Origin of the sequence: Amycolatopsis silviterrae (assembly GCF_042684085.1) — a bacterium.
GTDB lineage: Bacteria > Actinomycetota > Actinomycetes > Mycobacteriales > Pseudonocardiaceae > Amycolatopsis > Amycolatopsis silviterrae.
Genome location: NZ_JBHUKS010000027.1, coordinates 127,568 through 149,226, shown reverse-complemented (window position 1 = coordinate 149,226; position 21,659 = coordinate 127,568). Strand labels below are relative to the sequence as shown.

Sequence of the window (21,659 nt, the reverse complement as noted above, 5' to 3'; positions counted from 1 at the left end):
CGGCGCGCCGCTGTCAATGGCGGGCGGCCGGTGCTGCCCGTCCCGCCGTATCCGCTGGTGCGGATGGTGGACATCGTTGTCCCGAATCGGACAGGCTCTCACCGCGGTCTTGACGATCCGGTGAGCCATTGCCCAAGGTGGCCCGCATCGACGGTGCGCGACAAGGTTGTCATCGATGCCTCGAGGGCCGGTGGCGGCGGGTTCGCGCCGGACAACTGGAGAGGCGATGGCGATGGCGCGAGCGCGCTGGAGAGCCGGACTGATCTTCCTGACCTCCGCGGTGGTGACAGGGGCCTCCTTGGTCCCCGCGGCACCCGCACTGGCCGATACCGCACCGGCCACTTCCGCGAAATCCGCCGACCTGGCGAAGTGGGTGAACCCGTTCGTCGGCACCCGGCCCGGCGGCGCGGACCACGGGACCGGCGGCGGCGCGGGCAACACCTTCCCCGGCGCGGTGGCGCCGTTCGGGATGGTGCAGTGGAGCCCGGACACCAAGAAATCCCAGCCGGGCGGCTATTTCTACGACGACAACACGATCACCGGGTTCAGCCTCACGCACCTTTCCGGCGCGGGCTGCACCACGTATCAGGACCTGCCGTTCATGCCGTACGTCGGCGAGATCAGCACGTCGCCCGCGACCGATCCGGGCCACTACACCTCGACGTTCGACCACAAGAACGAGCACGCGACCGCCGGCGCTTACGACGTCGCCCTCGACAACGGCGCGAAGGTCGAACTGGCCGCGACGCAGCGCACCGGTTCCGGGCGGTTCACCTACCCGGCGGGCGCGGCGTCCACGTTGCTGGTCAACACCTCCGGCTCGGTCAACGGTACCGACGACGCGTCGATCAGCATCGGCAAGGACACCATCAGCGGCTGGGCGACCAGCGGCCGGTTCTGCGGCGCGAAGAACTCGTACCGGGTCTACTTCTCGGCGAAGTTCGACACCCCGTTCGCGTCCGTCGGGACGTGGAAGAACGGCGCGGTGACGCCGGGCAAGACCTCGGAAACCGGCGGCGCGAAGGCGAAGGTCGCGCAGCCCAACGGCATCGGTGCTTCGCTGGCTCGACCGGCTAAGGCCAAGCCGCAGGACACCACGGTGAGCGGCCCGGGCAGCGGCGGCTACGTGACGTTCCCGAACCTCAACGGGGCGCAGGTCAACGTCCAGGTCGGACTGTCCTTTGTGTCCGTCGACGGAGCGAAGGCGAACCTGAAGGCGGAGAACAACGGCAAGAAGTCGTTCGACGCGGTGGCCGCGTCCGCGCGGAAGGCGTGGAACGACCAGCTCGGCAAGATCCAGGTCAGCGGCGGCAGCGATGCCGACACCGCGACGTTCTACACCTCGCTGTACCACTCGCTGGTCCAGCCGAACGTCTTCTCCGATGTGGACGGTCGCTATCCCGGCTTCGACGGCCGGATCCACCAGGCCGAACGCGGCCACGCGATGTACACCAACATCTCCGGCTGGGACATCTATCGGTCCGAAGTCCCGCTGCTGGCCACGATCGCGCCGAAGGAGACCTCGGACCTCGTGCGCTCGATGATGGCGTTCGCCGAACAAGGCGGTTCGTGGGACCGCTGGACGGTGGCGAACGACTACACCGGCGTGATGAACGGGGATCCGTACCACATCATCGTTTCCAGCGCCTACGCGTTCGGCGCGCGTGATTTTGACGCGCAGAAAGCGTTGCTGCTCATGATCAAGGGTGCGACACAGCCGACACAGGGCTACACCGAACGGCCGGGTCTGCAGGACTACCAACGGCTCGGCTACGTGCCCGGCGCGGCGGCGGACACCCTGGAGTACACGAGCGCGGACTTCGCCATCGCCCAGTTCGCGAAGCGGCTCGGCGACGGGGCCACGTACACCACGTTCATGAAGCGCGCGCAGAACTGGCAGAACCTCTACAACCCGGGCAGCGGACATCTCCAGCCGCGCAACGCGGACGGCTCGTTCTCCGCGAACTACAACCCGGCCAGCTCGCAGGGCTGGGTCGAGGGCAACGGCGCGCAGTACGACTGGATGGTCCCGTACGACCTCGCCGGTCTCGTGACCGCGTTCGGCGGCACCGCCGCCACTCAGTCGCGTTTGGACACTTTCTTCACGAAGCTGAACGCCGGAACCCATGAGCCGTATGCGTTCCTCGGCAACGAGCCGAACTCGAACGCGCCCTACGTGTACTCGTTCGCGGGTGCTCCGGCGAAGACGCAGAACATCGTGCGCCGGGCGATGGACGAGCTGTACAACCCGCGTCCGGAAGGCCTGATCGGCAACGACGACCTCGGGCAGATGTCGTCCTGGTACGTCTGGTCCGCGCTCGGCGTCTACCCGGAGATCCCGGGCCGCGCCGAGACCGTCCTGACCACGCCGCGGTTCCCGCACGCCGAGCTGACCACCGGCGCGGGCAAGAAGATCACCGTCAATGCTCCGGGCACCGGCGAGTACACCGCCAGCCTGAAGGTGAACGGCGGCGCGGCGAACAAGGCGTGGCTGTCGGAAGGTCTGATCTCGCAGGGCGGCAAGCTGGACTTCACCCGGTCGACGACCGCGACCTCGTGGGGTGCCGCCGCGGCTGACGCGCCGCCGTCGTTCCGCGAGCAGGAGAAGCCGAGCCTGTCCTTTGTGGACCCGGCACGCGCGGTGGTGCCCGCCGGCACGACCTCGACCGCCTCGGTGGGCGTGCAGGACCTGTCCGGCGCCGCGAAGACCTGGACCTACTCCGCGGGCAGCGCCGACGGCATCACGCTGACGCCCGCGACCGGGTCCGTCCAGGTCCCGGCGGCCGGAAAGGGCCACGCCGAGGTGACGGTGAGCGTTCCGGCGGGCACCCCCGACGGCCCGCGCCGGATCCCGGTCACCTTCTCCTCGCCGGGCCTCGCGGACGCGCAGGCGGTGCTGACCGTCCTGGTGGCGAAGCCGAACAGCTGGCTGGCCACAGTGGACAACACCGGTCTCTCGCCGGACGCGAACTCGGCGGCCGGGAACTTCGACGGCGGCGGCTGGAGCTACTCGGCGGACGCGCTGGCCAAGGCCGGTGCCAAGCCGGGCAGCACGGTGTCGAGCGACGGGCTGAACTTCACCTGGCCGTCGTACCCGGCCGGCGACCCGGACAACGTCGTCGCCGCCGGTCAGACGATCAACCTGTCCGGCTCGGGACGGCTCGCGCTGCTCGGCTCCGCCAGCAACGGCAACGCACAGGGCACGCTCACCGTCACCTACACCGACGGCAGCAAGTCCACCGCCACCATCGGATTCTCGGACTGGACGCTCGGCGGCGGCGGAGCGCAGCCGGCGTTCGGCAACCGGATCGTCCTGTCCACGCCGTACCGCAACTCCGCGGGCGGCGATCCGCAGCAGATCCGCACCATGGTGTTCGCCACCGCGCCGATCACGCTGGACGCGGGCAAAACCGTCGCGAGCGTGACACTGCCGAACGGCGTCAGCGGCGGCGCTCTGCACGTCTTCGCCATCGCCGCGGGCTGACCTTCCGTGAGGGGAACCCTGAGGGACTCTGATTCCCCCAGGGTTCCCCTCACGGACTTTTCCCAGAGGAGTCCTATGAGGAGCAGGGTTTTGGCGGGTGCGACGGCGCTCGCTGTGGTCGCCGCGGCGCTGACGCCGGTGTCGGCGCAGGCGCGTCCGGCCGATCCGCTGGACGCGGTGAACACCTTCATCGGCACACAGGACGAGGGCAACACCTTCCCGGGTGCGTCCGCACCGTTCGGCATGGTCCAGTCCAGTCCGATCACCACGCACTACGCCGGATATCTCTACACCGACACCGCGATCCGCGGCTTCGGCCATTTCTTCCTGTCCGGCGCGGGATGCTGGGAACAGGGCGGCCTCGTGTCCATGCTGCCCACCACCGGCGCGATCGGCCCAGGCGCGGCTTTCGACACCAGCAAGCCCGCGACCTTCGACCAAGCCAAGTACGCCGCGCCGTACACCCACGAAGGCGAAGTCGGAAAACCTGGCTACTACAAGGTGCATTTGACCGGATACGGCGGCATCGACGTCGAAACCACGGCCAGCACCCGCAGCGGCGTCGAGCGATATTCCTTCGACAAATCAGGGCCGGCCAACGTTTTCGTGAACGTCGGGCAGGCGAACGCGAAAGAGCCGGTCAGCGGAAGCAGTGTCCGGATCGTCGACGACCACACCATCGCGGGCACCGTCGAATCGCAAGCCTTCTGCGGCGGCAAGCCCTACACCACTTACTTCACCACGAAATTCGACCAGCCCTTCTCCTCCTACGGCACCTGGTCGCCGGACGGCGGCACCCCCGGCAGCCGCTCGGCGCAAGGCGGGGCGGGCCTGCGCGGCGCGTGGCTGACCTTCCCGAAGGGCGGCCAAGTCACCGCCACCACGTCGATTTCCCAAGTGGACGCTCGTGGTGCGGACATCAACCTCGCCGCCTCCCGCGTCCGCCCGTTCGACGCGGTCAAGAACGACGTCCAGCGCGCCTGGCGGCGCGAACTGTCCAGTGTGGACATCACCGGCGGCACCCCAGACGACCGCACGGTTTTCTACACCTCCCTCTACCACGCCTTCCTGCAGCCGCTGACCGCGAACGACGCCGACGGCCGCTACTACGGCTTCGACAAGAAGATCCACCGCGCGATCGGCTGGACGTATTACGACTTCTTCTCCCTCTGGGACACCTACCGCTCGCAGAACCAGCTACTGGCCCTGCTGAAACCAGACCGGGCCAGGGACGTCGCGAAGAGCATTCTCGCCATCCACGACCAGGGCGGCTGGCTCCCGCGCTGGGCGTACGCGAGTCAAGAAACGAACACCATGACCGGCGACCCGGTAACGCCATTCCTGGTCGACCTGTGGCGATTCGGTGCCTTGAGCGGCGACGAAATGCACGCCTACCAAGCGTTGCTGCAGAACTCCCGCGAAATCCCGCCCGCGTCGTCCCCGTTCCAAGGCCGCTCCGGCAACGCGAGCTACCAGACGGACGGATTCGTCCAATACGACCCGAACTTCCCGAAAAAGGGCCAGGACACCGACCCGGCACACGGCGCGTCCGCGACCCTGGAGTACGCCCTCGCCGACTGCTCCCTCTCGGTGATGGCCTCCGCGCTCGGCCGGAAGCAGGACGCGAAGCAGCTGGCGGCCAAGGGCCGGACGTACGCGACGCTGTGGGATCCGTCCGTGACCGACCGCGGCTTCACCGGCTACTTCCGCCCGAAGGTGACCGGCGGCAGCTGGTACACCCCGGCCGACGGCCCGTACAGCCCGCAAGGCCAGGACGGCTTCCACGAGGGCACGGCGTGGCAGTACCAGTGGCTGGTCCAGCAGGACGTGCCCGGCCTGGTCGCGAAGATGGGCGGCGCGGCCAACGCGGGCAAGCGGCTCGACGACTTCTTCGCCTACGACGACCTGGTGAAGGACCCGGCGAAGACCGCGCACGAGAAGTGGGTCGTCGGTCCTTACGACTACTACAAACAGTTCCGCTACAACCCCAACAACGAGCCCGACCTCCACTCGCCGTGGATGTACACGCTCACCGGGCAGCCGTGGAAGACCTCCGCGGTGGTGCGGGCCGCGCACACGCTGTTCACGAACGCCCCCAACGGCGTCACCGGAAACGACGACCTCGGCACGATGTCCGCCTGGTACGTCTTCAGCGCGCTCGGCCTCTACCCGGCCGTTCCGGGTACCGGGAACTTCGTGCTCAACGCGCCGCGATTCGCCAAGTCCGTGCTGCACCTGCCGAACGGCCGCGACTTCACCATCAACGCGCGCGGCGCGAACGGCGCGCAGCTGCAGTACGTGTCGGGGCTTCGCGTCAACGGCACCGTGTCGGGCAAAACGTTCGTCAGTCTCGAACAACTGCGCCGCGGGTCCACTCTGGACTTCTCGCTGACCGGCGACGCGCCGAAGGCCACGTGGGGAACGTCACCTTCCTCCGCGCCGCCTTCTCCTTGTGCCGCTTAGTGTCCGCTCGCGGACAATCCGTGAAGGCCGCCTCCCGGATCCTGGGATCCGGGGGCGGCCTTTCCCGTTAACCGGGCATTTCCCGCCCGTTTCGGCCCGCCGTCCGGAATTGGTGCAGACCATTTCGGGGATAGCTCGTGATCAGAGTCACGGGCCCCGGTGTTCCGGTGAGGCCGGTCACGCCTCACACTGGTCTCATACCCGTTCGACAGTGCTGTTGACGCCAGGCGGTTCGGTCCGCCTTGGACAGTCCGTCGGACGTGTTTTTTGTGTGTGCAGTCAGCACGCACCAGGTGACGCACAGGAGGATGTCGTGTCCAGCAAGGCCGCTCTCGTGTTCCGCGTGGCCGCAGTCGCCGAGGCTCTGTCCTGGCTCGGCTTGCTGATCGGGATGTTTCTCAAGTACGTCGTCGACGCGTCTAACGAGGGCGGCGTGCCCGTCCTCGGCATGGTGCACGGCGTCGTCTTCGCCCTGTACGTGATCGTCTCCCTGTCCGTGGCCAAGCCGCTGGGCTGGCGGGGCAAGACCCTGGTGCTGGCGCTGCTCGCGAGCATCCCGCCGCTGTTCACCTGGCTGTTCGAGAAGTGGGCGCTGCGCAACGGCAAGCTCGACGGCCCGCAGCGGCTGACCCAGGGCGGCGTCGGCCTCTTCGTCCGCGCGCAGGAGCCGGTCGGCGTCTGAGCCCCACCCCGACTTAAGCCTCGTGAGTGGCAATCCCGGTTAGAACCGTGATTGCCACTCACGAGGCTTTTTACGTGAAGTCCCCCGCGGCCTTGCGCACCTTGGTAAGCAGGTCGGTCAGCTGCTCCACCTGCCGCCCGGTGAGCCCGGTGAGCCCGAAGTCGATGCCGGTCACCGCGGCGGTAGCGGTTTCCCGGAGCGCGCGGCCGTCGTCGGTGATCTCGACGAGCGTGGTGCGCCGGTCGGTCGGATGCGGCACGCGCTTCACGAGCCCGTCGCGCTCCAGCCGGTCCACTATGTTGGTGACGCTGGTGGGATGCAGCTGCAGCCGTTCGCCCATCACCCGCATCGGCAGCCGCGCGTTGCGGGAGAAGGTGAGCAGCACGAGCGCCTCGTAGCGGGCGAAGGTGAGGCCGTGCGGCTTCAACGCGCCGTCGACCGCCGACTGGATGATCTGCTGCACCCGCATCACACCGGTGACCGCGGCCATGGTTCCGGCCGGGCCGATCCGGTCTTCCCACAGCTGCGCGGCACGGGCGATCGGATCGAACGGCAGCGGACGGTTCATGGCAACCGAAGCTACCAGCGGGTACCCCGGTCGTGGGGGTCGCCCTGCGGGAACAGGGAAAGGAAGCCGGCATGATCGTCGCGTTCAGCGTGAGCCCCTCGGCGGGGGAACCGGACGGCGGAGTGAGCGAGGCCGTCTCGCGTGCGGTGAAGGTGGTGCGCGAGTCCGGGCTGCCGAACTCGACCAGCTCCATGTTCACGGAGATCGAAGGAGACTGGGACGAGGTAATGGCGGTGGTGAAGCAGGCGGTGGAAGCCGCGGGCGAGGGCTCGGCGCGCGTCGGGCTGGTGCTGAAGGCCGACATCCGCCCCGGCTACGACTCCGGCCAGCTCACCGCGAAGGTCGACCGCGTCGAGGCGCACCTGCGCGAGGGCTGAGCTACGGGATGGGCGGCGTGAACGCGACCGTCCAGCGGCCCTTGGCGCTGGTCACCGCGAGCCGGTAGCTGAACTGCTCGCCCGCCCCGGTCTTCCCGCGCACGACGGCCGCGGTGGGGGAGCGGTCGTCCGGCGCGAGCTGCACCGAGATGTCGCGCGCGTTGCCGTCCTTGAGCACGCCGACGTAGTCCTTGGCGAGGTCGTCCCCGCCGGAACCGGGCACGTCGAACAGCCCGGCGAGCGCGTCCGCGTCCCGTCCGCTCAGCGCCGCGGCCAGCTCCGTGCGCAGTTCGGGCGGGGACGCGGCGCCCGGCGGGTCCTGATGCGCGACCGTCACCGTGATGCTGGCGATCCACGCCACCGCGACCACGACGGCGACCGCGACCGTGGCGTTGCGCCGGCTCAGCATCCTCGGGCCTCCTCGTTGTCCTCGGGCAGAGCATGCCTCAGGCGAGTGTTCATGCCAAAAGCGAACCTCGGGGACGGCGCTGAACTCTCGCGGCGGGGCGTGCCAGGATGGAGGGCGTGACACACCCACGCGGATCTGCAGCGAACTCAGCGGCCATGTCCGCCGCGTTGTCCGGCGCGGTCGACCTGTCCGCGCTCAAAGCCAGGGCGGAGGCGGGCCGGAACCAGCCGCCTTCGGGAGCGGGACAGCCGGACGGCACTCCCGCCGCGCCGTCGGACACGGTGCTCGAGGTCACCGAGGCGACCTTCCAGTCCGTCGTCGAACTCTCGCTCAACCAGCTCGTGGTCGTCGACCTGTGGGCCGGGTTCTCCGAACAGTGCCAGCAGCTGACCGCGGTGCTGGAACGGCTCGCGGGCGAGAGCGGCGGCTCCTGGGTGCTCGCGAAGGTCGACGTCGAGGCGAACCCGCGCATCGCGCAGGCGTTCGGCGCGCAATCGGTCCCGACCGTGGTCGCGATCGCCGGCGGCCAGCCCGTGGACGCGTTCTCCGGCGCGCTGCCGGAGCCGGAGATCCGCAAGTGGCTGGGCTCGCTGCTCGACGCCCTGCGCGACCGTCTGCCCGGCATCCGCGCCGCCGAGGAGGCCCGCGGCCCGGTCGAGGAGCCGGAAGACCCGCGCTTCACCGAGGCCGAGGAAGCCTTCGAGCAGGGCGACTACGCCGCCGCACAGGCCGCGTACGAGCGCATCCTCGACGCCGAACCGGCCAACGAGCTGGCGAAGAACGCACTGGCCCAGGTCAAGTTCACCGCCCGCGCCGAGGCCGCCGACCCGAGCGCCCGCGAAAAGGCCGAAGCCGACCCGAAGAACATCGACGCCCAGCTCGCGGCCGCCGACCTGGACATCGCCGAACAGGACGTGGAAGGCGCGTTCCGCCGCCTGGTCGACGTCGTCCGCCGCACCGCGGGCGACGACCGCAACCGGGTCCGCGAGCACCTGGTGGCGCTGTTCGAACTCTTCGACCCGGCCGACGAACGCGTCGCCAAGGCCCGCCGCGACCTGGCGAGCGCCCTCTTCTAAGCCCCGCTTCAGGTCCGTGAAGGACTCCTTGAGGGAATCAGATTCCCTCAAGGAGTCCTTCACGGACCTTCAGCCCGGCCCGGCCGATGTCCGTGAGGGCCACCTTCACGCCCGCTGATTCCCTCAGGGTTCCCCTCACGGCCCTCCCGGCCCCAGGCTCAGGCGTACAGCTTCGAGCAGGAAGACGACCCTTCGAGGTAGCCGCGGCGCAGCGCCTCGACCCGGTCGAACCCGCTGTCCGGCCGCTCCCCGTTCACGTTCGCCGACACCAGTCCGTCCGGCCGGAGCAGATCCGCGATCGCCTCGTCCAGATCGCCCGAGGAGAGCTTCAGGTTCACACCCCCGGTCGGATGGTTCGAGAACGCCGCCCAAGCTCCCACCAGACAGGCCGTCCGCAGCCCGGCATTAGGCGTGTCGATCGAGGCCCCCACGCCCTTCTGCACCCCGATCGCATACCGGGACGCCAGCTCGGCGAAAGCGGCGAAGTCGCCGAGCCCGCCCCCGGCCTTCCCGGCCATCTCGGCTTCCTGATCCACCGGCTCGGCCAGCTTCTCCAGCGCCCGCTGGTCGAACGTCACCGTGTTGTCGTCGGGGCAGTACGACGCGGGCGGCGTGCTCGGCCCGCCGGGGCAGCTGCCCGCCCCGGCCTTGAACTGCGGCCCCTGCACACCCGCGCCCTTGAACGCCTCGTCAAGGCTGGCCTTCAACCCGGCTACCTTCCGCTCGTCGAAGCGAAGGTCGCCCTTGCCCTTGTCCCCGGAGTCGAACGGCCGCTCGGTCAGCCGCTTCTGCACGTTCTGCGCGTTCATCCCCGCGCATTCCTTCGGCCCCTTCTCGAACCCGGCCTGGAACGCATACGTCCGGTCGAACGCCGTCCCGTGCGCCTGCCGGTTGGTCGCACTGGTCCCCGCCTGGTCCCGGATGAAGAACATCGCGGCCAGGATCTGGTCCAGCCCCTCCGCGGTCGACACCCGGTAGAACTTGCTCTTGTCCTCGGCGACCCACCGGAAGTACCCGCCGGCGAAACAGTCCGCCTGCTGTTCCTTGACCACCGTCGGCGTCGACTTCGAGATCCCCGCCGCGGGCCCGAGCCGGTACTGGATCGCGTGGCCGAACTCGTGCGCCAGCACGGTCACCACCGCCATCGGCCCGAACCGCTTGCGCAGCATCGGCAGCAGCACGCCGCGGTCCCAGGCCACCGAATCGTCGCCCGCGCAGTAGAACGCGTTCACCAGCTGCTTGACGCTGCCGCACGCCGTGTCCTCGGTGTCGTGCTTCGAGTCGTACGACAGCAGGGACCGGACCGGCGAGAACCGCTTGCCGCCGAACTCGGCGGGCAGCGCCTCGCTCCAGTACGCCTGCACGTCGGCGATCGCGGCGGTGGCGAGCTGGTCGTCCTCGCTGCCGCTGGCGTTCTTCACCGGCAGGTCCGGCTTCGGCGCGCCGGAGCGCAGCCCGCTCTCGAAATGCGTGACCGGCAGCCCGGCCACGTTCCCGGCGCCCGGCGTCGCCGGAGGAGTCTTGTCCCCGCACGCGGCTGTCCCCAGCACGGTCGCCATAACGAGCGCGACCAGCGCGTATCGGCGTCCTCCTCGGCTCATGTTCCCTCGTTCCACTTCCGCGTCCGACAACGAACCCGGACATTACTGACCCGGATGGCGCAACGCGCGGACAATGCCCGAAGTGGGGTGCGAGCGCGCGGGAAGCGGGCCGGATATCGTCGCTGACCATGCGTGCAGTCCGCCGGTTCACCGTCCGCGCCAGCCTGCCCGAGCCGCTCGCCGGGCTCGGGGCACTCGCGACCAACCTTCGCTGGACCTGGCATCCGCCGACGCGCGACCTGTTCGCCTCGATGGACGCCGAACTGTTCAACAAGATCCGCGACCCGCTGCGCATGCTCACCGCGCTGCCCCCGGAGCGGCTCGAGGAGCTGGCGAAGGACGAGGACTTCCTGCGCCGCACCCGCGAGGCCGCGGCCGGGCTGGACCGCTACCTCACCGAACCGCGCTGGTACCAGCGGCGCACCGACGACGGCCTGCCGCAGGCGGTGGCGTACTTCTCCATGGAGTTCGGGGTCACCGAGGCGCTGCCGAACTACTCCGGCGGCCTCGGCGTGCTGGCCGGCGACCACCTCAAGGCGGCCTCGGACCTCGGCGTGCCGATGGTCGGCGCGGGCCTGCTGTACCGGTCCGGCTACTTCCGCCAGGGCCTGTCGCTCGACGGCTGGCAGGTCGAGCACTACCCGGTGATCGACCCGAACGCGTTCCCGCTGGAACTGGTCACCGAGAACGGCCGCCCGGTGCTGGTCGAGGTCGCCATGCCGGGCGGGCGGGACCTGCGCGCGCAGATGTGGCGGGCGCGCGTCGGCCGGATCCCGCTGCTGCTGCTCGACACCGACATCGAGGCCAACGACGAGGACCTCCGCTCGGTCACCGACCGGCTCTACGGAGGCGACGCCGACCACCGCATCCGGCAGGAGATCCTGGCCGGCATCGGCGGCTTCCGCGCGGTGCGGAAGTTCTGCGAGCTGACCGGCCATCCGCAGCCGAAGGTGTTCCACACCAACGAGGGCCACGCCGGCTTCCTCGGACTGGAGCGCGCCCGCGAGATCATCCAGTCCGACGGTCTCGCGTTCGACGAGGCGCTGCCCGCGGTCCGCGCCGGGACCGTGTTCACCACGCACACGCCGGTCAGCGCGGGCATCGACCGCTTCCCGGTCGACCTGGTGCAGCGCTACTTCTCCGACGGCAGGCTCGTCCCGGACGTCGACGTGCGCCGCGTGCTGCAGCTCGGCTCGGAGGACAACCCGGGCCTGTTCAACATGGCGCACATGGGATTGCGGCTGGCACAGCGCGCGAACGGCGTCTCCGAACTGCACGGCCGCGTCACCCGCCGGATGTTTTCCCGGCTGTGGCCCGGTTTCGACGAGGCCGAGGTGCCGATCGCGTCGATCACCAACGGCGTGCACGGGCCGACCTGGGTGGCGCGCGAGCTGAGCGCGCTGCTCGGCGGCAATCACGAGGAGTTCGGCCACGAGGGCCGCACGCCGGGCAGCTCGCTGCGAGACGGCGTGAGCGACCAGCAGCTGTGGGAACTGCGCCGGGAACTGCGGGAAAAGCTCGTCGGCGAGGTCCGGCGGCGGGTGCGGACGGCGTGGATGCAGCGCGGCGCGTCCGCGCTGGAACTGGGCTGGACCGACCGCGTCTTCGACCCGGACGTGCTGACCGTCGGCTTCGCCCGCCGCGTCCCGACGTACAAGCGGCTCACGCTGATGCTGCGCGACCCGGACCGGCTGCGCGCGCTGCTGCTGGACGAGAAGCGGCCGATCCAGATCGTGATCGGCGGCAAATCCCATCCCGCGGACGAGAACGGCAAGCAGCTGATCCAGCAGATCGTCCGCTTCGTCGACGATCCCGCGGTGCGCCACCGCATCGTGTTCCTGCCGGACTACGACATGTCGATGGCCCGCTACCTCTACCGCGGCTGCGACGTGTGGCTGAACAACCCGGTGCGGACGCTGGAGGCGTGCGGCACGTCGGGGATGAAGTCGGCGCTCAACGGCGGCCTGAACCTGTCCATCAAGGACGGCTGGTGGGACGAGTGCTACGACGGCTCCAACGGCTGGGCCATCCCCACCGCGGACGGCGTCACCGACCCGCTCCGCCGCGACGACCTCGAAGCCGCCGCGCTGTACGACCTGCTCGGCCAGCAGATCGCGCCGCTCTACTACGACACCGGCGCGGACGGCGTGCCGACCGGCTGGCTCGCGATGGTCTGGCACACCCTGGAAACGCTGGGCCCGCGCGTGCAGGCGTCGCGGATGGTGCGCGAGTACGTGGATTCCGGCTATCTGCCCGCCTCGCGCATGGTCGCCGCCGCCACCGACGACGGCCATCAGGGCGCGCTTTCGCTGGCCGACTACCGGACCAAACTGGAAGTCGCGTGGCCGCGCGTGCGGATCTTCGACGCCGAACTCCAGTACGACCACACCGAACGGCTCGTGGTGGGCACCGAGGTCACCATCCGCGCGCGGATCGACCTGTCCGGCCTCGAACCGTCCGAAGTGGACATCCAGGCCGTGGTGGGCCAGGTCGGCGACGGGGACGAACTCGCGGACTCGGTGCAGGTCCCGATGGAGCCGGACGGCATCGGCGCGTTCGCCGCGACCCTGCGCCTGCCGCGCGCGGGTTCGGTCGGCTACACGGTGCGGGTGCTGCCGAAACACCCGCTGCTGGCAAGCCCGGCGGAGCTGGCGCGCGTCGTGCTCGCCTGAACCGGCGGTGCGGGCTTGGCAACCGATCCGGCGCTGCTGAGGACGCTGGCGGCTGCCGGGCTGCCAGCGTCCGGGTGCTTTCTTCCGCAGGCCGGTTGGGTGAGCCGCGTGTGGGTCGGCGACGAATTCGTCGTACGGCTGAACACCAGCGGACAGTTCCGCGACGCGTATCGCCACGAGGCGGCAGTCGTCGGCCTGCTCGCTGGCAGCGAGGTCCCGCACGCCCGGATCCTCGCCCATGGCGACGGTCCGGACGGGCCGTGGTCCATCTCCGAACGCCTGCCCGGCCAAACCCTGTACGACGCATGGCCAGCGGCGGACTCGCGCACGCGCCGGTCAATCATCGAGAGCCTCGGCTTCGCGTTGCGCGCCCTCCACCGCGTTCCTGTCCCGCCCGACCTGCTGCCGCCCTGGCTGGCCGACGCGCTCTCCGGCTCGTCGTGGCCCGCGTTCCACCCGCCCGTAGTGAATGCGGCACTCCAGCAAGTCGAGGCGGCCCGGCGACTGCCCGGTCACGACTCACGCCTGCTCGCGGACGTCGCCGATTGGCTCCAGGAACGCTTGGCGTTGTTCGCCGCCGACGAACCCGTCCTCGTCCATGGCGATGTGCACGGCTCCAACGTGATCGTCGACCACGGACGCGTCACCGGTCTCATCGACTTCGCGGAGGCGCTGGCCCAGCCCGCGGATGCCGAGCTCGACACCATCCTGCGCTGGTGCGCGAGGTCGCGAGAGTACCCGCCCACCCCCGACGAACGAGGGCTCGACGAGCGCACCCTCGCCGAGGTCCCCGGATGGCTGCATGGCGCGTATCCGGAACTGTTCGAGCGCGAGCACCTGCGCGAGCGGCTGAACTTCTACGACATGTACGTAGAGCTTGCGCTGCACGCACACCACCCCCAGCCCAACATCCGCGAAGCGGCGCAGGACCGCATCGCCCTGCTGCTTTCCGGCCATAACCACTTGGACGGCCTCGCCTGGCAGGCCGCCAACTCCCTCAGATCGGATGGGCCGGAAAACTGACCGGAGGGACCGCGTGCCGGCATTCCGCCTCCCGTTCCGCCAGCTTCCGCTCCAGCCTGCGCCGCGCGTTCCAGCAAACCCCAAGCGCGGTGACCCACGCCCCGTTCATCCAAGCCAGCGTGACAATCACGAACAGTTCCACCGGAGATCTCCCTTCGTTCCCCTTCGGAATTCTTCGTCCTGAACGTAGCTTCGACACGACCGCGCACACCGCTGTTCCGGTGATTCTCGCGGGAAAATCGTGCCAGGTCAGCGCCTCGGATCCGGCACGCGCCGTCACTTCGAATTGTCACTCCGTGATCGGGACGTGATTTTCCCGGGACTTTTCCCGCTGTTGACCATTCGCCAGCCGGGACTTTTCCACGATTCCCCAGGAAAACGCGGGTGTCCCGATTCCGCCGGGAATATTCCACCTCAGAAGGACGGGGAAATGTCGTTTAGGATTCTTGCCCGTGATCGACAAAGGGGGAGTCCGCGTGGACTGGTCGCGCCCGGAACCGCCGATGAGCGTCGCGCTGCGCAAAGCGGTGGACGGACTGCACAAGGGAAGCGGCGTCTGGCACGAGGATCTGCGCCGCAGGCTCGGGCAGGAACTCCGCGCCCGCTGGCACGTCCCGGACACCGCCGCCGCGGCCGAGGTGCGCGTGGTCGTCGTCGCCCGGCTCGCCGCGGTGCTGGAGAGTTTCGGCGACGACCGGCTCGCCGGGGTGTTCTGGGCCGCGTTCAACGTCGGCCTCCCGCGCGACGAGGAGAACGCGAAGCTGGCGGGGAGGTTCGCCCGGCTGGGCATCAGCCGCACCAAGTGCGACGAGCAGCGCGAGCTGTTCACCCGCCGGATCAAGGAAAGCCTGTCCCGACCGCTGCCGCCGCTCAGCCCCGCGGAGCTGGCCGCCGCCCGCGCTCTGCTGGAGCCCCCGCCGGCCCGGCCGGTGTCGCACGTCGTCGAAGCCTTCGCCGACCTGCCGGGCTACGTCCTGGCGCGGTTCCCCGAGGAGCGGGTCCGGATGCCGTTCGCCGGCAAGGAATTGCTGATCGCGGCGCTGGGCGAATGCGGCAACTGGTGCTGCGTGTTCACCGACGACGAGGCCCTCAGCGAGTACGCGAAAGCACTGGGCCAGCAGTGGTCGAGCGTCCGGTCGTGCTCCGGCCGGGAGGCCGCGCAGGCCGCCGTCCGGCACTCGGCCGGGCTGCTGGTGAACCCGAACGCCGCGTTCGGCGGCGGAACCGAGCGGATGCTGTCGCTGCCGCTCGACACGGTGCGTGAGATCGCCGGAACGCGGGAGGCGTGATGACCGGGTACGAAACCGATCCCGCGCAGCTCGGCCAGGCCGCCGCACGGCTCGCTGAGGTGCACGCGGACGCCAAGCACCGCCGCGGCGCGCTTCGCTACAGCGCTCAGCCCGGCCGGTCCGGCGAAGCGCTGCTGGCCCGCAGCCTGGAGCGCTTCCAGAGCGCCTCCGTGCGCGCCAACGAGGCGGTCGAGACCGATCTCGCGCGGCTCGCCGAACGGCTCGAAACGGCCGCAAACCATTACGCCGCTTACGAATCCAACGCGGTCGAAGCGATCGAGAAGATCGTCGACAGGCCGCCGGAGGACAACGGCCCGAGTGAGATCCGGACGGTTCTCGGCTGATGGCGGAGTGGTCTGACGACATCTCGTCGCTGATGCGCGCCGAGGCCGACCGGTGCGGCCGGCTGGCCGAGGTGCTGGATCCGGTTGCCCTGGGGCTGGCAGAGCACGCTCTGCCGGAGTGGGCCGGCGCGGGAGCCGAGGCGTACGAGGCGGTCCGCAAGAAGCAGCGCGACCAAACCGAAGCCGCCGCGGAAGCGCATCGCATCGCCGCGGCAGCGCTGTACCGCTACGCCGACGCCGCGCAAGCGCTGAAGAAACGCCTGCTCTCGGGCGAGGACGAGCCTGCCCTGCTGTCCGAACGCGGCCAGCACGCCGACGAAGCGGTCTGGGCGCTGGACCAAGCGTCCAATCTGCTGGACGACCTGCGGTCCACCCTGGACACAGAACCGCCAGCCGCCCCTCTCGAACGGCCGGCGGCGGCACCCGAGCGCCCGCCCGCGCTGAACCTGCCGACCGAGACTCGCCGCCCGGACTGGGGCCAGGCGCAGTTCCCGGCGCCAGGCGGCCCGAACCCGCACCTGCAGGCGCTCAGCGACGCGGTGCTCCGGTATTTCCAGGCGAACGGCGGGAGGATCTCAGCCCGGCTCGAACCGGACCGCTGAGCCGTCAGTCCTGTCAGTCGACCGCGGCCGACCCGCCTTCGCGCACCGGCAGCCCGGCCGCCGCCCAGGCCCGGAACCCGCCGGCCAGATCCGTCGCCTTGACCAGCCCCAGCCGCTGCAGATCCGCCGCCGCCAGGCTGGAGGCGTACCCCTCGTTGCACACCACCACCGCGACCGTCTCCGCCGAAACCCCCGGCAGCCGCCACTCGCTGTCCGGGGCGAGCCGCCATTCCAGGTGAATCCGCTCCACCACCACCGACCCGGGGATCTCGCCCTCGGCGGCCCGGTTGGCGTACGGCCGGATGTCGACGATCAGCGCGCCCTCGGCCTGCAGGTCCGCGGCCCGCGCCGGATCCGCCCGGTCCAGCGTGGACCGGGCGTCGGCGAGAAGGCCGTCAAGAGTGGTCATGACCGCACAATGGCAGGCAGCGGCGGGATCTCGTTCGGCACGTCGGCGAGGCTCGTGTACTCGCGCGTCGGCACCAGCGGCGGCGAGTAGGCGTGCACGCTGGCCGCCGGTTCGCTGCCGACGCCGAGCACCTGGTGCGCGCGCCCGGCGCCGAAGCCGATGCCCTGGCCCGCGGTGTGCGCGCGCCGCCGCACCGGGCCGCCGGGGTAGCGGTACTCCTCGCCGAGTTCGCCCTGCAGGACGGTGAACGAACCGGACGCGCCGCCGTGGTCGTGCGGCTTCGTGTGCTGGCCGGGCAGCCACGACAGCAGCCACAGCTCGACGCCGTCGGTCAGCGCCAGCCGTGCCCACCAGCGCCGGTCTTCGTCGAAGCGCAGGACTTCGCGCAGGCTGGTGGTCAGTTCGGTGGTGACGGTGCGGGTCAGGTCGGCCAGCTCGCGCGGCGTCCACAGCAGCCGCGACGGGTGCAGCAGCTCGGGCAGCAGCGGATCGGTCAGCTGGGGGTGGATTTCGACTTCCGGACGGACGATGGACGTGGTCAACGCGGGTGCTCCTGGAATGAGTCGGAAGATGCCGGGCACGAGGCGACGCGGCACGCCGACGAGGATCAGCGTGCGTGCCGCGCCCGGCTACATCCGCTGGAAGCGACCAGGAGCAGGTCGATCGCGCGACGGCGCCAGAACACGGGGCGCGCGGACCTGGACATGCCGTGGATGCTGCCACAGCATCGCGATCACGGCCGCTCGTCCCATCCGCTGGACACCCGGCGCGCGGTTACCCCCGGGCGGGTGCGCGCCCGCGCCCGGGCGACCGCCACAATGGGCTCGTGAGCGAGCCGATCCTGCCCAGCGATCCTGACGACCTCGTCGTGCGGATGTCCGGTGTCGGCGTCCGCCGTACCGGAAACGACCTCCTCGCGGCCCTCGACTGGGCGGTCGAGCTGGACGAGCGATGGGTGGTGCTCGGCCCGAACGGGGCCGGCAAGACCACCCTGCTCCGCCTGGCCGCCGCCGAACTGCACCCCACCTCCGGCGAAGTCGACCTGCTCGGCGACCGGATCGGCCGGGTGAACGTCTTCGACCTCCGCCCGCGCATCGGGTTCACCTCCGCCGCGATCGCCCAGCGCGTGCCCGGCGACGAGCGCGTCGGCGACGTCGTGGTCAGCGCCGGCTACGCGGTGATGGGCCGCTGGCGCGAGCAGTACGACCGGATGGACCTCGACCGGGCGACCGAACTGCTCGGCACGCTCGGCATCGCGCACCTGGCCGAGCGCACGTTCGGCACGCTGAGCGAGGGCGAGCGCAAACGCGTGCTGATCGCCCGGTCGCTGATGACCGACCCGGAGCTGCTGCTGCTCGACGAGCCCGCCGCGGGCCTCGACCTCGGCGGCCGCGAGGACCTCGTGGCGCGGCTGTCGGCGCTCGCGATGGACCCGGACGCGCCGGCGATGGTGCTGGTCACCCACCACGTCGAGGAGATCCCGCCGGGCTTCACGCACGCGCTGCTGCTGCGCGAAGGCCGCGCCGTGGTGTCCGGGCTGGTGGACGACGTGATCACCAGCGAGAACCTGTCCAAGACGTTCGACCAGGACCTGGTGCTGCAGCGTTCGGGCGAGCGGTTCTTCGCCCGCCGCAGGTAGGTTGACCTGGTTGGTCTTACCGGCCGGTAGCCTGCTGTCAGTTCGTCAACGAGGAGGATTCGCGTGGGAGAGTTCGTAACCCTGGAGGTCGAGGGCGGGGTCGGCACGATCCGGCTGGACCGGCCGCCGGTCAACGCGCTGAACAACCAGGTGCAGGCCGAACTTGCCGAGGCCGCGCGCGAGGCGTCCGACCGCGACGACGTGCGCGCGGTGATCCTCTACGGCGGCGAGAAGACCTTCGCCGGCGGCGCGGACATCAAGGAGATGGCCTCCCGCACGTACCCGGAGATCGCGAAGTTCGGCGCTGAGCTGACCGCGTCGCTCGCCCGGGTCGCGAACATCCCGAAGCCGGTCGTCTGCGCGATCACCGGCTACGCCCTCGGCGGCGGCCTCGAACTGGCGCTCACCGCGGACTGGCGCGTCGCGGGCGACAACGTGAAGGTCGGCCAGCCGGAGATCCAGCTCGGCATCATCCCCGGCGCGGGCGGCACGCAGCGGCTGACCCGGCTGATCGGGCCGAGCAAGGCCAAGGACCTGATCTTCACCGGCCGGTTCGTGAAGGCCGAGGAGGCGCTGAAGCTCGGCATCGTCGACGAGGTCGTCGCCCCGGACGACGTGTACGCGGCCGCGCACAAGTGGGCCTCGCAGTTCGCGAACGGCCCGGCGATGGCGCTGCGCGCGGCCAAGACGGCGATCGACTCCGGCCTCGACGTCGACCTGGCCACCGGCCTGAAGATCGAAACGCAGCTGTTCACCGCTCTCTGGGCGACCGAGGACCAGAAGAACGGCATGCAGTCGTTCATCGACAACGGCCCCGGCAAAGCCAGTTTCGAGGGGAAGTGACTTCCGTGTCCGACCCGGCGCCGAATCCGCACGCTTCCGAAGACGAGGTCAAGGCGGCCTACGCCGACCCGAAGCTCGCGAACGTCCTCTACCACGACTGGGAAGCCGGGACGTACGACGAGAAGTGGTCCATTTCCTACGACGAGCGCTGCATCTCCTACGCCACTGACGTGTTCAACGCGGTGGCGGGCGAGGACGGCCAGCCGTACCAGCACGCCATGGAGCTGGGCAGCGGCACCGGGTTCTTCCTGCTGAACCTGATGCAGGGCGGCGTCGCGAAGAAGGGTTCGGTCACCGACCTGTCGCCGGGCATGGTGCAGGTCGCGCTGCGCAACGCCGAGGGCCTCGGCCTCGACGTCGACGGCCGGGTCGCCGACGCCGAGCGGATCCCCTACGACGACAACACGTTCGACCTCGTGGTCGGGCACGCGGTGCTGCACCACATCCCGGACGTGCGCCAGGCGTTCGGCGAGGTGCTGCGCGTGCTCAAGCCGGGCGGGCGGTTCGTGTTCGCCGGCGAGCCGACGAAAATCGGCGACCGCTACGCGCGCCGGCTCGGCCAGTTCACCTGGTACCTCACCACGAACCTCACCAAGCTGCCCGCGCTGAGCGGCTGGCGGCGTCCACAGTCCGAATTGGACGAGTCGTCTCGCGCGGCGGCGCTGGAGGCCGTGGTCGACATCCACACCTTCGACCCGTCCGAACTGGAAGCGATGGCGCGCGGGGCCGGCGCCCAGGACGTCCGCGCGGTCACCGAGGAGTTCTCGGCGGCGCTGGCCGGCTGGCCGATCCGCACCTTCGAGGCCGCGGTGCCGCAGGAAAAGCTCACCGTGCGCTGGCGGTTGTTCGCCTACCACCTGTGGCTGCGGCTGTCCGCTTTGGACAAGAAGCTGCTGTCGAAGGTGCTGCCGCGCGAGCTGTTCTACAACGTGATGATCACCGGGACCAAGCGGCCGTCCTGAATTGCCCTACAGTTTCACGCTCGACGACGTCGCCTTCCTGCGCTCCGCCGCGGGACGGGCGGCGCTCGCCGAGTGCTCCACTTTGGACGCCTCGCGGATCGCGGACGTCACCACGGCTCGGCGGCTAGCCGGAGACCACGCTTCACCGGTGCTGGAAACCGTTGCACTGCGGCGTAAATCGGTGCTGAAGCTGGCTTCTTCCGCGGAGTGGCTCTTCACCGCCGACGCCTTGCAGCAGGCGAGCGCGACCCCGGTAGCCCAGCACCGAGCTTCCCGGCTGACCGGTCTCGCCGTGCACGACGTCACCTGCTCGGTAGGTGCCGACCTGGTCGAGCTGTCCCGCGTCGCGTTGGTGGCGATCGGGTCCGATGTGGACCCGGTACGGCTGGAAATGGCCCGGCAAAACGCTTCCGCCGCCGAAGTCTCGCCGTTCGTCGCCCGATCTGACGCCCTGCGCCCGGTTTCCCGCGACACCGCCGTAGTCGCCGATCCCGCCCGCCGCGACTCCGCCGGTCGCCGAGTGTGGCGTCCCGCCGACTTCCTGCCGCCGCTGGACGAGTTGGTGGACGCCTATCCCGGCCGGATCCTATCGGTGAAATGCGCGCCCGGTATGGACTTCTCCATCGCACCGTGGGCGGACGAGGTAGAACTCGTGTCGCTCGACGGCCAAGTCCGCGAGGCCTGCCTGTGGCGCGGCCTTTCGTCCGGTGCCACCCGCCGGGCGACAGTGTTGCGTTCGGACAGTACACAGTGGACTATCACCGATGCGGAACCAGACGACATTCCCGTGCGGCCGCCGGGGGAGTGGCTGGTAGACCCGGACGGCGCCGTCGTACGCGCCGGACTGGTGCGCCACTACGCGGCCCGGCACGGCCTGTGGCAGCTGGACGAACGCATCGCCTACCTCACCGGTGACACGCCCCCACCCGGAGTGCGCGCCTTCCGGATCCTGGAACAGCTGCCGTACCGCGAAAAAACGCTAGGCCAGGGGTTGAAGAAACTCGATGTCGGACGGCTGGAAATCCTAGTCCGCGGCCTCGACGTGGACCCGGACGCCTTGCGTCGCAAGCTGAAGCCGCGCGGAAGCGAAGAGTCCACAGTGGTGCTAACCCGGATCGGCCGGTCGCCGTCGGCTTTCGTCTGCCGGGCCGAACGCATCCCAACGGAGGGTTTTCAAGCCGGGGAACGCGGCGTAAGTTCTGCGGGTTGACGAATC

20 protein-coding genes are annotated in these 21,659 nt (G+C 69.9%); 14 read left to right on the top strand and 6 right to left on the bottom strand.

Features of this window, described 5'->3' with window-relative positions; translation table 11 throughout:
- The first annotated feature begins 226 nt into the window (after positions 1-226).
- From ACFSVL_RS34535 to ACFSVL_RS34525, 3 genes are all read left to right on the top strand, one after another.
- On the top strand, positions 227-3,484 hold the full coding sequence (locus ACFSVL_RS34535) for a GH92 family glycosyl hydrolase (RefSeq protein ID WP_378310337.1): 3,258 nt from the start codon (positions 227-229) through the stop codon (positions 3,482-3,484).
- Positions 3,485-3,559: 75 nt separating this feature from the next.
- Positions 3,560-5,947 (top strand): GH92 family glycosyl hydrolase, encoded by a 2,388-nt coding sequence (locus ACFSVL_RS34530; RefSeq protein ID WP_378310336.1) that lies wholly within the window; start codon positions 3,560-3,562, stop codon positions 5,945-5,947.
- Positions 5,948-6,260: 313 nt separating this feature from the next.
- Positions 6,261-6,629, top strand: coding sequence for a DUF3817 domain-containing protein (locus ACFSVL_RS34525; protein WP_378310334.1), 369 nt, complete (start codon positions 6,261-6,263; stop codon positions 6,627-6,629).
- 70 nt (positions 6,630-6,699) lie between these two features.
- Here the strand turns inward: ACFSVL_RS34525 and ACFSVL_RS34520 are convergent, their stop codons facing one another.
- Complete coding sequence (locus tag ACFSVL_RS34520) at positions 6,700-7,197, bottom strand: MarR family winged helix-turn-helix transcriptional regulator (RefSeq protein ID WP_378310332.1); 498 nt, start codon at positions 7,195-7,197, stop codon at positions 6,700-6,702.
- 71 nt (positions 7,198-7,268) lie between these two features.
- Here ACFSVL_RS34520 and ACFSVL_RS34515 point away from each other — a divergent pair, with 71 nt between their 5' ends.
- Complete coding sequence (locus ACFSVL_RS34515) at positions 7,269-7,574, top strand: thiamine-binding protein (RefSeq protein ID WP_378310330.1); 306 nt, start codon at positions 7,269-7,271, stop codon at positions 7,572-7,574.
- 1 nt (position 7,575) lies between these two features.
- Here the strand turns inward: ACFSVL_RS34515 and ACFSVL_RS34510 are convergent, their stop codons facing one another.
- Positions 7,576-7,983, bottom strand: a complete 408-nt coding sequence (locus ACFSVL_RS34510) for a hypothetical protein (protein WP_378310328.1) — start codon at positions 7,981-7,983, stop codon at positions 7,576-7,578.
- A 155-nt stretch (positions 7,984-8,138) separates the two neighbouring features.
- Here ACFSVL_RS34510 and ACFSVL_RS34505 point away from each other — a divergent pair, with 155 nt between their 5' ends.
- On the top strand, positions 8,139-9,059 hold the full coding sequence (locus ACFSVL_RS34505; RefSeq protein ID WP_378310326.1) for a tetratricopeptide repeat protein: 921 nt from the start codon (positions 8,139-8,141) through the stop codon (positions 9,057-9,059).
- A gap of 158 nt (positions 9,060-9,217) precedes the next feature.
- Here ACFSVL_RS34505 and ACFSVL_RS34500 read toward each other — a convergent pair whose 3' ends face one another.
- The gene (locus tag ACFSVL_RS34500) at positions 9,218-10,660 is read right to left on the bottom strand and encodes a neutral zinc metallopeptidase (protein WP_378310324.1); all 1,443 of its coding nucleotides are present in this window, start codon (positions 10,658-10,660) and stop codon (positions 9,218-9,220) included.
- Between the two features lie 128 nt (positions 10,661-10,788).
- Here ACFSVL_RS34500 and glgP point away from each other — a divergent pair, with 128 nt between their 5' ends.
- Together glgP and ACFSVL_RS34490 are read left to right on the top strand one after the other, a co-directional pair.
- Positions 10,789-13,332: an alpha-glucan family phosphorylase gene (gene glgP / locus ACFSVL_RS34495; RefSeq protein ID WP_378310322.1), complete on the top strand. Its 2,544-nt coding sequence runs from the start codon at positions 10,789-10,791 to the stop codon at positions 13,330-13,332.
- Between the two features lie 15 nt (positions 13,333-13,347).
- A complete protein-coding gene (locus tag ACFSVL_RS34490; RefSeq protein WP_378310320.1) occupies positions 13,348-14,355 on the top strand; it encodes a phosphotransferase family protein in 1,008 nt (335 codons plus the stop codon).
- On the opposite strand, the gene ACFSVL_RS34485 is transcribed toward ACFSVL_RS34490, so the two are convergent.
- A complete protein-coding gene (locus ACFSVL_RS34485; protein WP_378310318.1) occupies positions 14,330-14,497 on the bottom strand; it encodes a hypothetical protein in 168 nt (55 codons plus the stop codon). The two genes, ACFSVL_RS34490 and ACFSVL_RS34485, sit on opposite strands and share 26 nt — an antisense overlap.
- A 310-nt stretch (positions 14,498-14,807) precedes the next feature.
- On the opposite strand from ACFSVL_RS34485, the gene ACFSVL_RS34480 reads away from it, so the two are divergent.
- The 3 genes from ACFSVL_RS34480 to ACFSVL_RS34470 are packed head-to-tail and all read left to right on the top strand — an operon-like array spanning position 14,808 to position 16,590.
- Positions 14,808-15,644 (top strand): hypothetical protein, encoded by an 837-nt coding sequence (locus tag ACFSVL_RS34480; RefSeq protein WP_378310316.1) that lies wholly within the window; start codon positions 14,808-14,810, stop codon positions 15,642-15,644.
- Positions 15,644-15,988, top strand: coding sequence for a hypothetical protein (locus ACFSVL_RS34475; protein ID WP_378310314.1), 345 nt, complete (start codon positions 15,644-15,646; stop codon positions 15,986-15,988). Before ACFSVL_RS34480 ends, ACFSVL_RS34475 begins: the two co-directional genes overlap by 1 nt.
- Entirely contained in the window at positions 15,988-16,590 is a 603-nt protein-coding gene (locus ACFSVL_RS34470) for a hypothetical protein (RefSeq protein WP_378310312.1), read from the top strand. Before ACFSVL_RS34475 ends, ACFSVL_RS34470 begins: the two co-directional genes overlap by 1 nt.
- Positions 16,591-16,603: 13 nt before the next feature.
- Here ACFSVL_RS34470 and ACFSVL_RS34465 read toward each other — a convergent pair whose 3' ends face one another.
- Entirely contained in the window at positions 16,604-16,999 is a 396-nt protein-coding gene (locus ACFSVL_RS34465; RefSeq protein ID WP_378310310.1) for a rhodanese-like domain-containing protein, read from the bottom strand.
- Complete coding sequence (locus ACFSVL_RS34460) at positions 16,996-17,541, bottom strand: cysteine dioxygenase (RefSeq protein ID WP_378310308.1); 546 nt, start codon at positions 17,539-17,541, stop codon at positions 16,996-16,998. The genes ACFSVL_RS34465 and ACFSVL_RS34460 overlap by 4 nt, the downstream gene beginning before the upstream one ends.
- Positions 17,542-17,825: 284 nt before the next feature.
- On the opposite strand from ACFSVL_RS34460, the gene ACFSVL_RS34455 reads away from it, so the two are divergent.
- The 4 genes from ACFSVL_RS34455 to ACFSVL_RS34440 all read left to right on the top strand — a co-directional run bounded on the left by ACFSVL_RS34455 (position 17,826) and on the right by ACFSVL_RS34440 (position 21,653).
- Positions 17,826-18,638 carry an ABC transporter ATP-binding protein gene (locus ACFSVL_RS34455; protein ID WP_378310306.1) on the top strand — a complete coding sequence of 271 codons (813 nt, stop codon included), beginning with the start codon at positions 17,826-17,828 and terminating at the stop codon, positions 18,636-18,638.
- 63 nt (positions 18,639-18,701) lie between these two features.
- Positions 18,702-19,481 (top strand): enoyl-CoA hydratase/isomerase family protein, encoded by a 780-nt coding sequence (locus ACFSVL_RS34450; protein ID WP_378310304.1) that lies wholly within the window; start codon positions 18,702-18,704, stop codon positions 19,479-19,481.
- Positions 19,478-20,443, top strand: coding sequence for a class I SAM-dependent methyltransferase (locus tag ACFSVL_RS34445; protein WP_378310302.1), 966 nt, complete (start codon positions 19,478-19,480; stop codon positions 20,441-20,443). The genes ACFSVL_RS34450 and ACFSVL_RS34445 overlap by 4 nt, the downstream gene beginning before the upstream one ends.
- A 1-nt stretch (position 20,444) precedes the next feature.
- Positions 20,445-21,653: a class I SAM-dependent methyltransferase gene (locus ACFSVL_RS34440; RefSeq protein ID WP_378310300.1), complete on the top strand. Its 1,209-nt coding sequence runs from the start codon at positions 20,445-20,447 to the stop codon at positions 21,651-21,653.
- Positions 21,654-21,659 lie beyond the last annotated feature (6 nt).

Bases quoted from the DNA above. Each gene is read 5' to 3' on its own strand.
- ACFSVL_RS34535 (WP_378310337.1), top strand. From the start codon at position 227: ATGGCGATGGCGCGAGCGCGCTGGAGAGCCGGACTGATCTTCCTGACC.
- ACFSVL_RS34530 (WP_378310336.1), top strand. From the start codon at position 3,560: ATGAGGAGCAGGGTTTTGGCGGGTGCGACGGCGCTCGCTGTGGTCGCC.
- ACFSVL_RS34520 (WP_378310332.1), bottom strand. From the start codon at position 7,197: ATGAACCGTCCGCTGCCGTTCGATCCGATCGCCCGTGCCGCGCAGCTG.
- ACFSVL_RS34515 (WP_378310330.1), top strand. From the start codon at position 7,269: ATGATCGTCGCGTTCAGCGTGAGCCCCTCGGCGGGGGAACCGGACGGC.
- ACFSVL_RS34510 (WP_378310328.1), bottom strand. From the start codon at position 7,983: ATGCTGAGCCGGCGCAACGCCACGGTCGCGGTCGCCGTCGTGGTCGCG.
- ACFSVL_RS34505 (WP_378310326.1), top strand. From the start codon at position 8,139: ATGTCCGCCGCGTTGTCCGGCGCGGTCGACCTGTCCGCGCTCAAAGCC.
- ACFSVL_RS34500 (WP_378310324.1), bottom strand. From the start codon at position 10,660: ATGAGCCGAGGAGGACGCCGATACGCGCTGGTCGCGCTCGTTATGGCG.
- glgP (WP_378310322.1), top strand. From the start codon at position 10,789: ATGCGTGCAGTCCGCCGGTTCACCGTCCGCGCCAGCCTGCCCGAGCCG.
- ACFSVL_RS34475 (WP_378310314.1), top strand. From the start codon at position 15,644: ATGACCGGGTACGAAACCGATCCCGCGCAGCTCGGCCAGGCCGCCGCA.
- ACFSVL_RS34470 (WP_378310312.1), top strand. From the start codon at position 15,988: ATGGCGGAGTGGTCTGACGACATCTCGTCGCTGATGCGCGCCGAGGCC.
- ACFSVL_RS34465 (WP_378310310.1), bottom strand. From the start codon at position 16,999: ATGACCACTCTTGACGGCCTTCTCGCCGACGCCCGGTCCACGCTGGAC.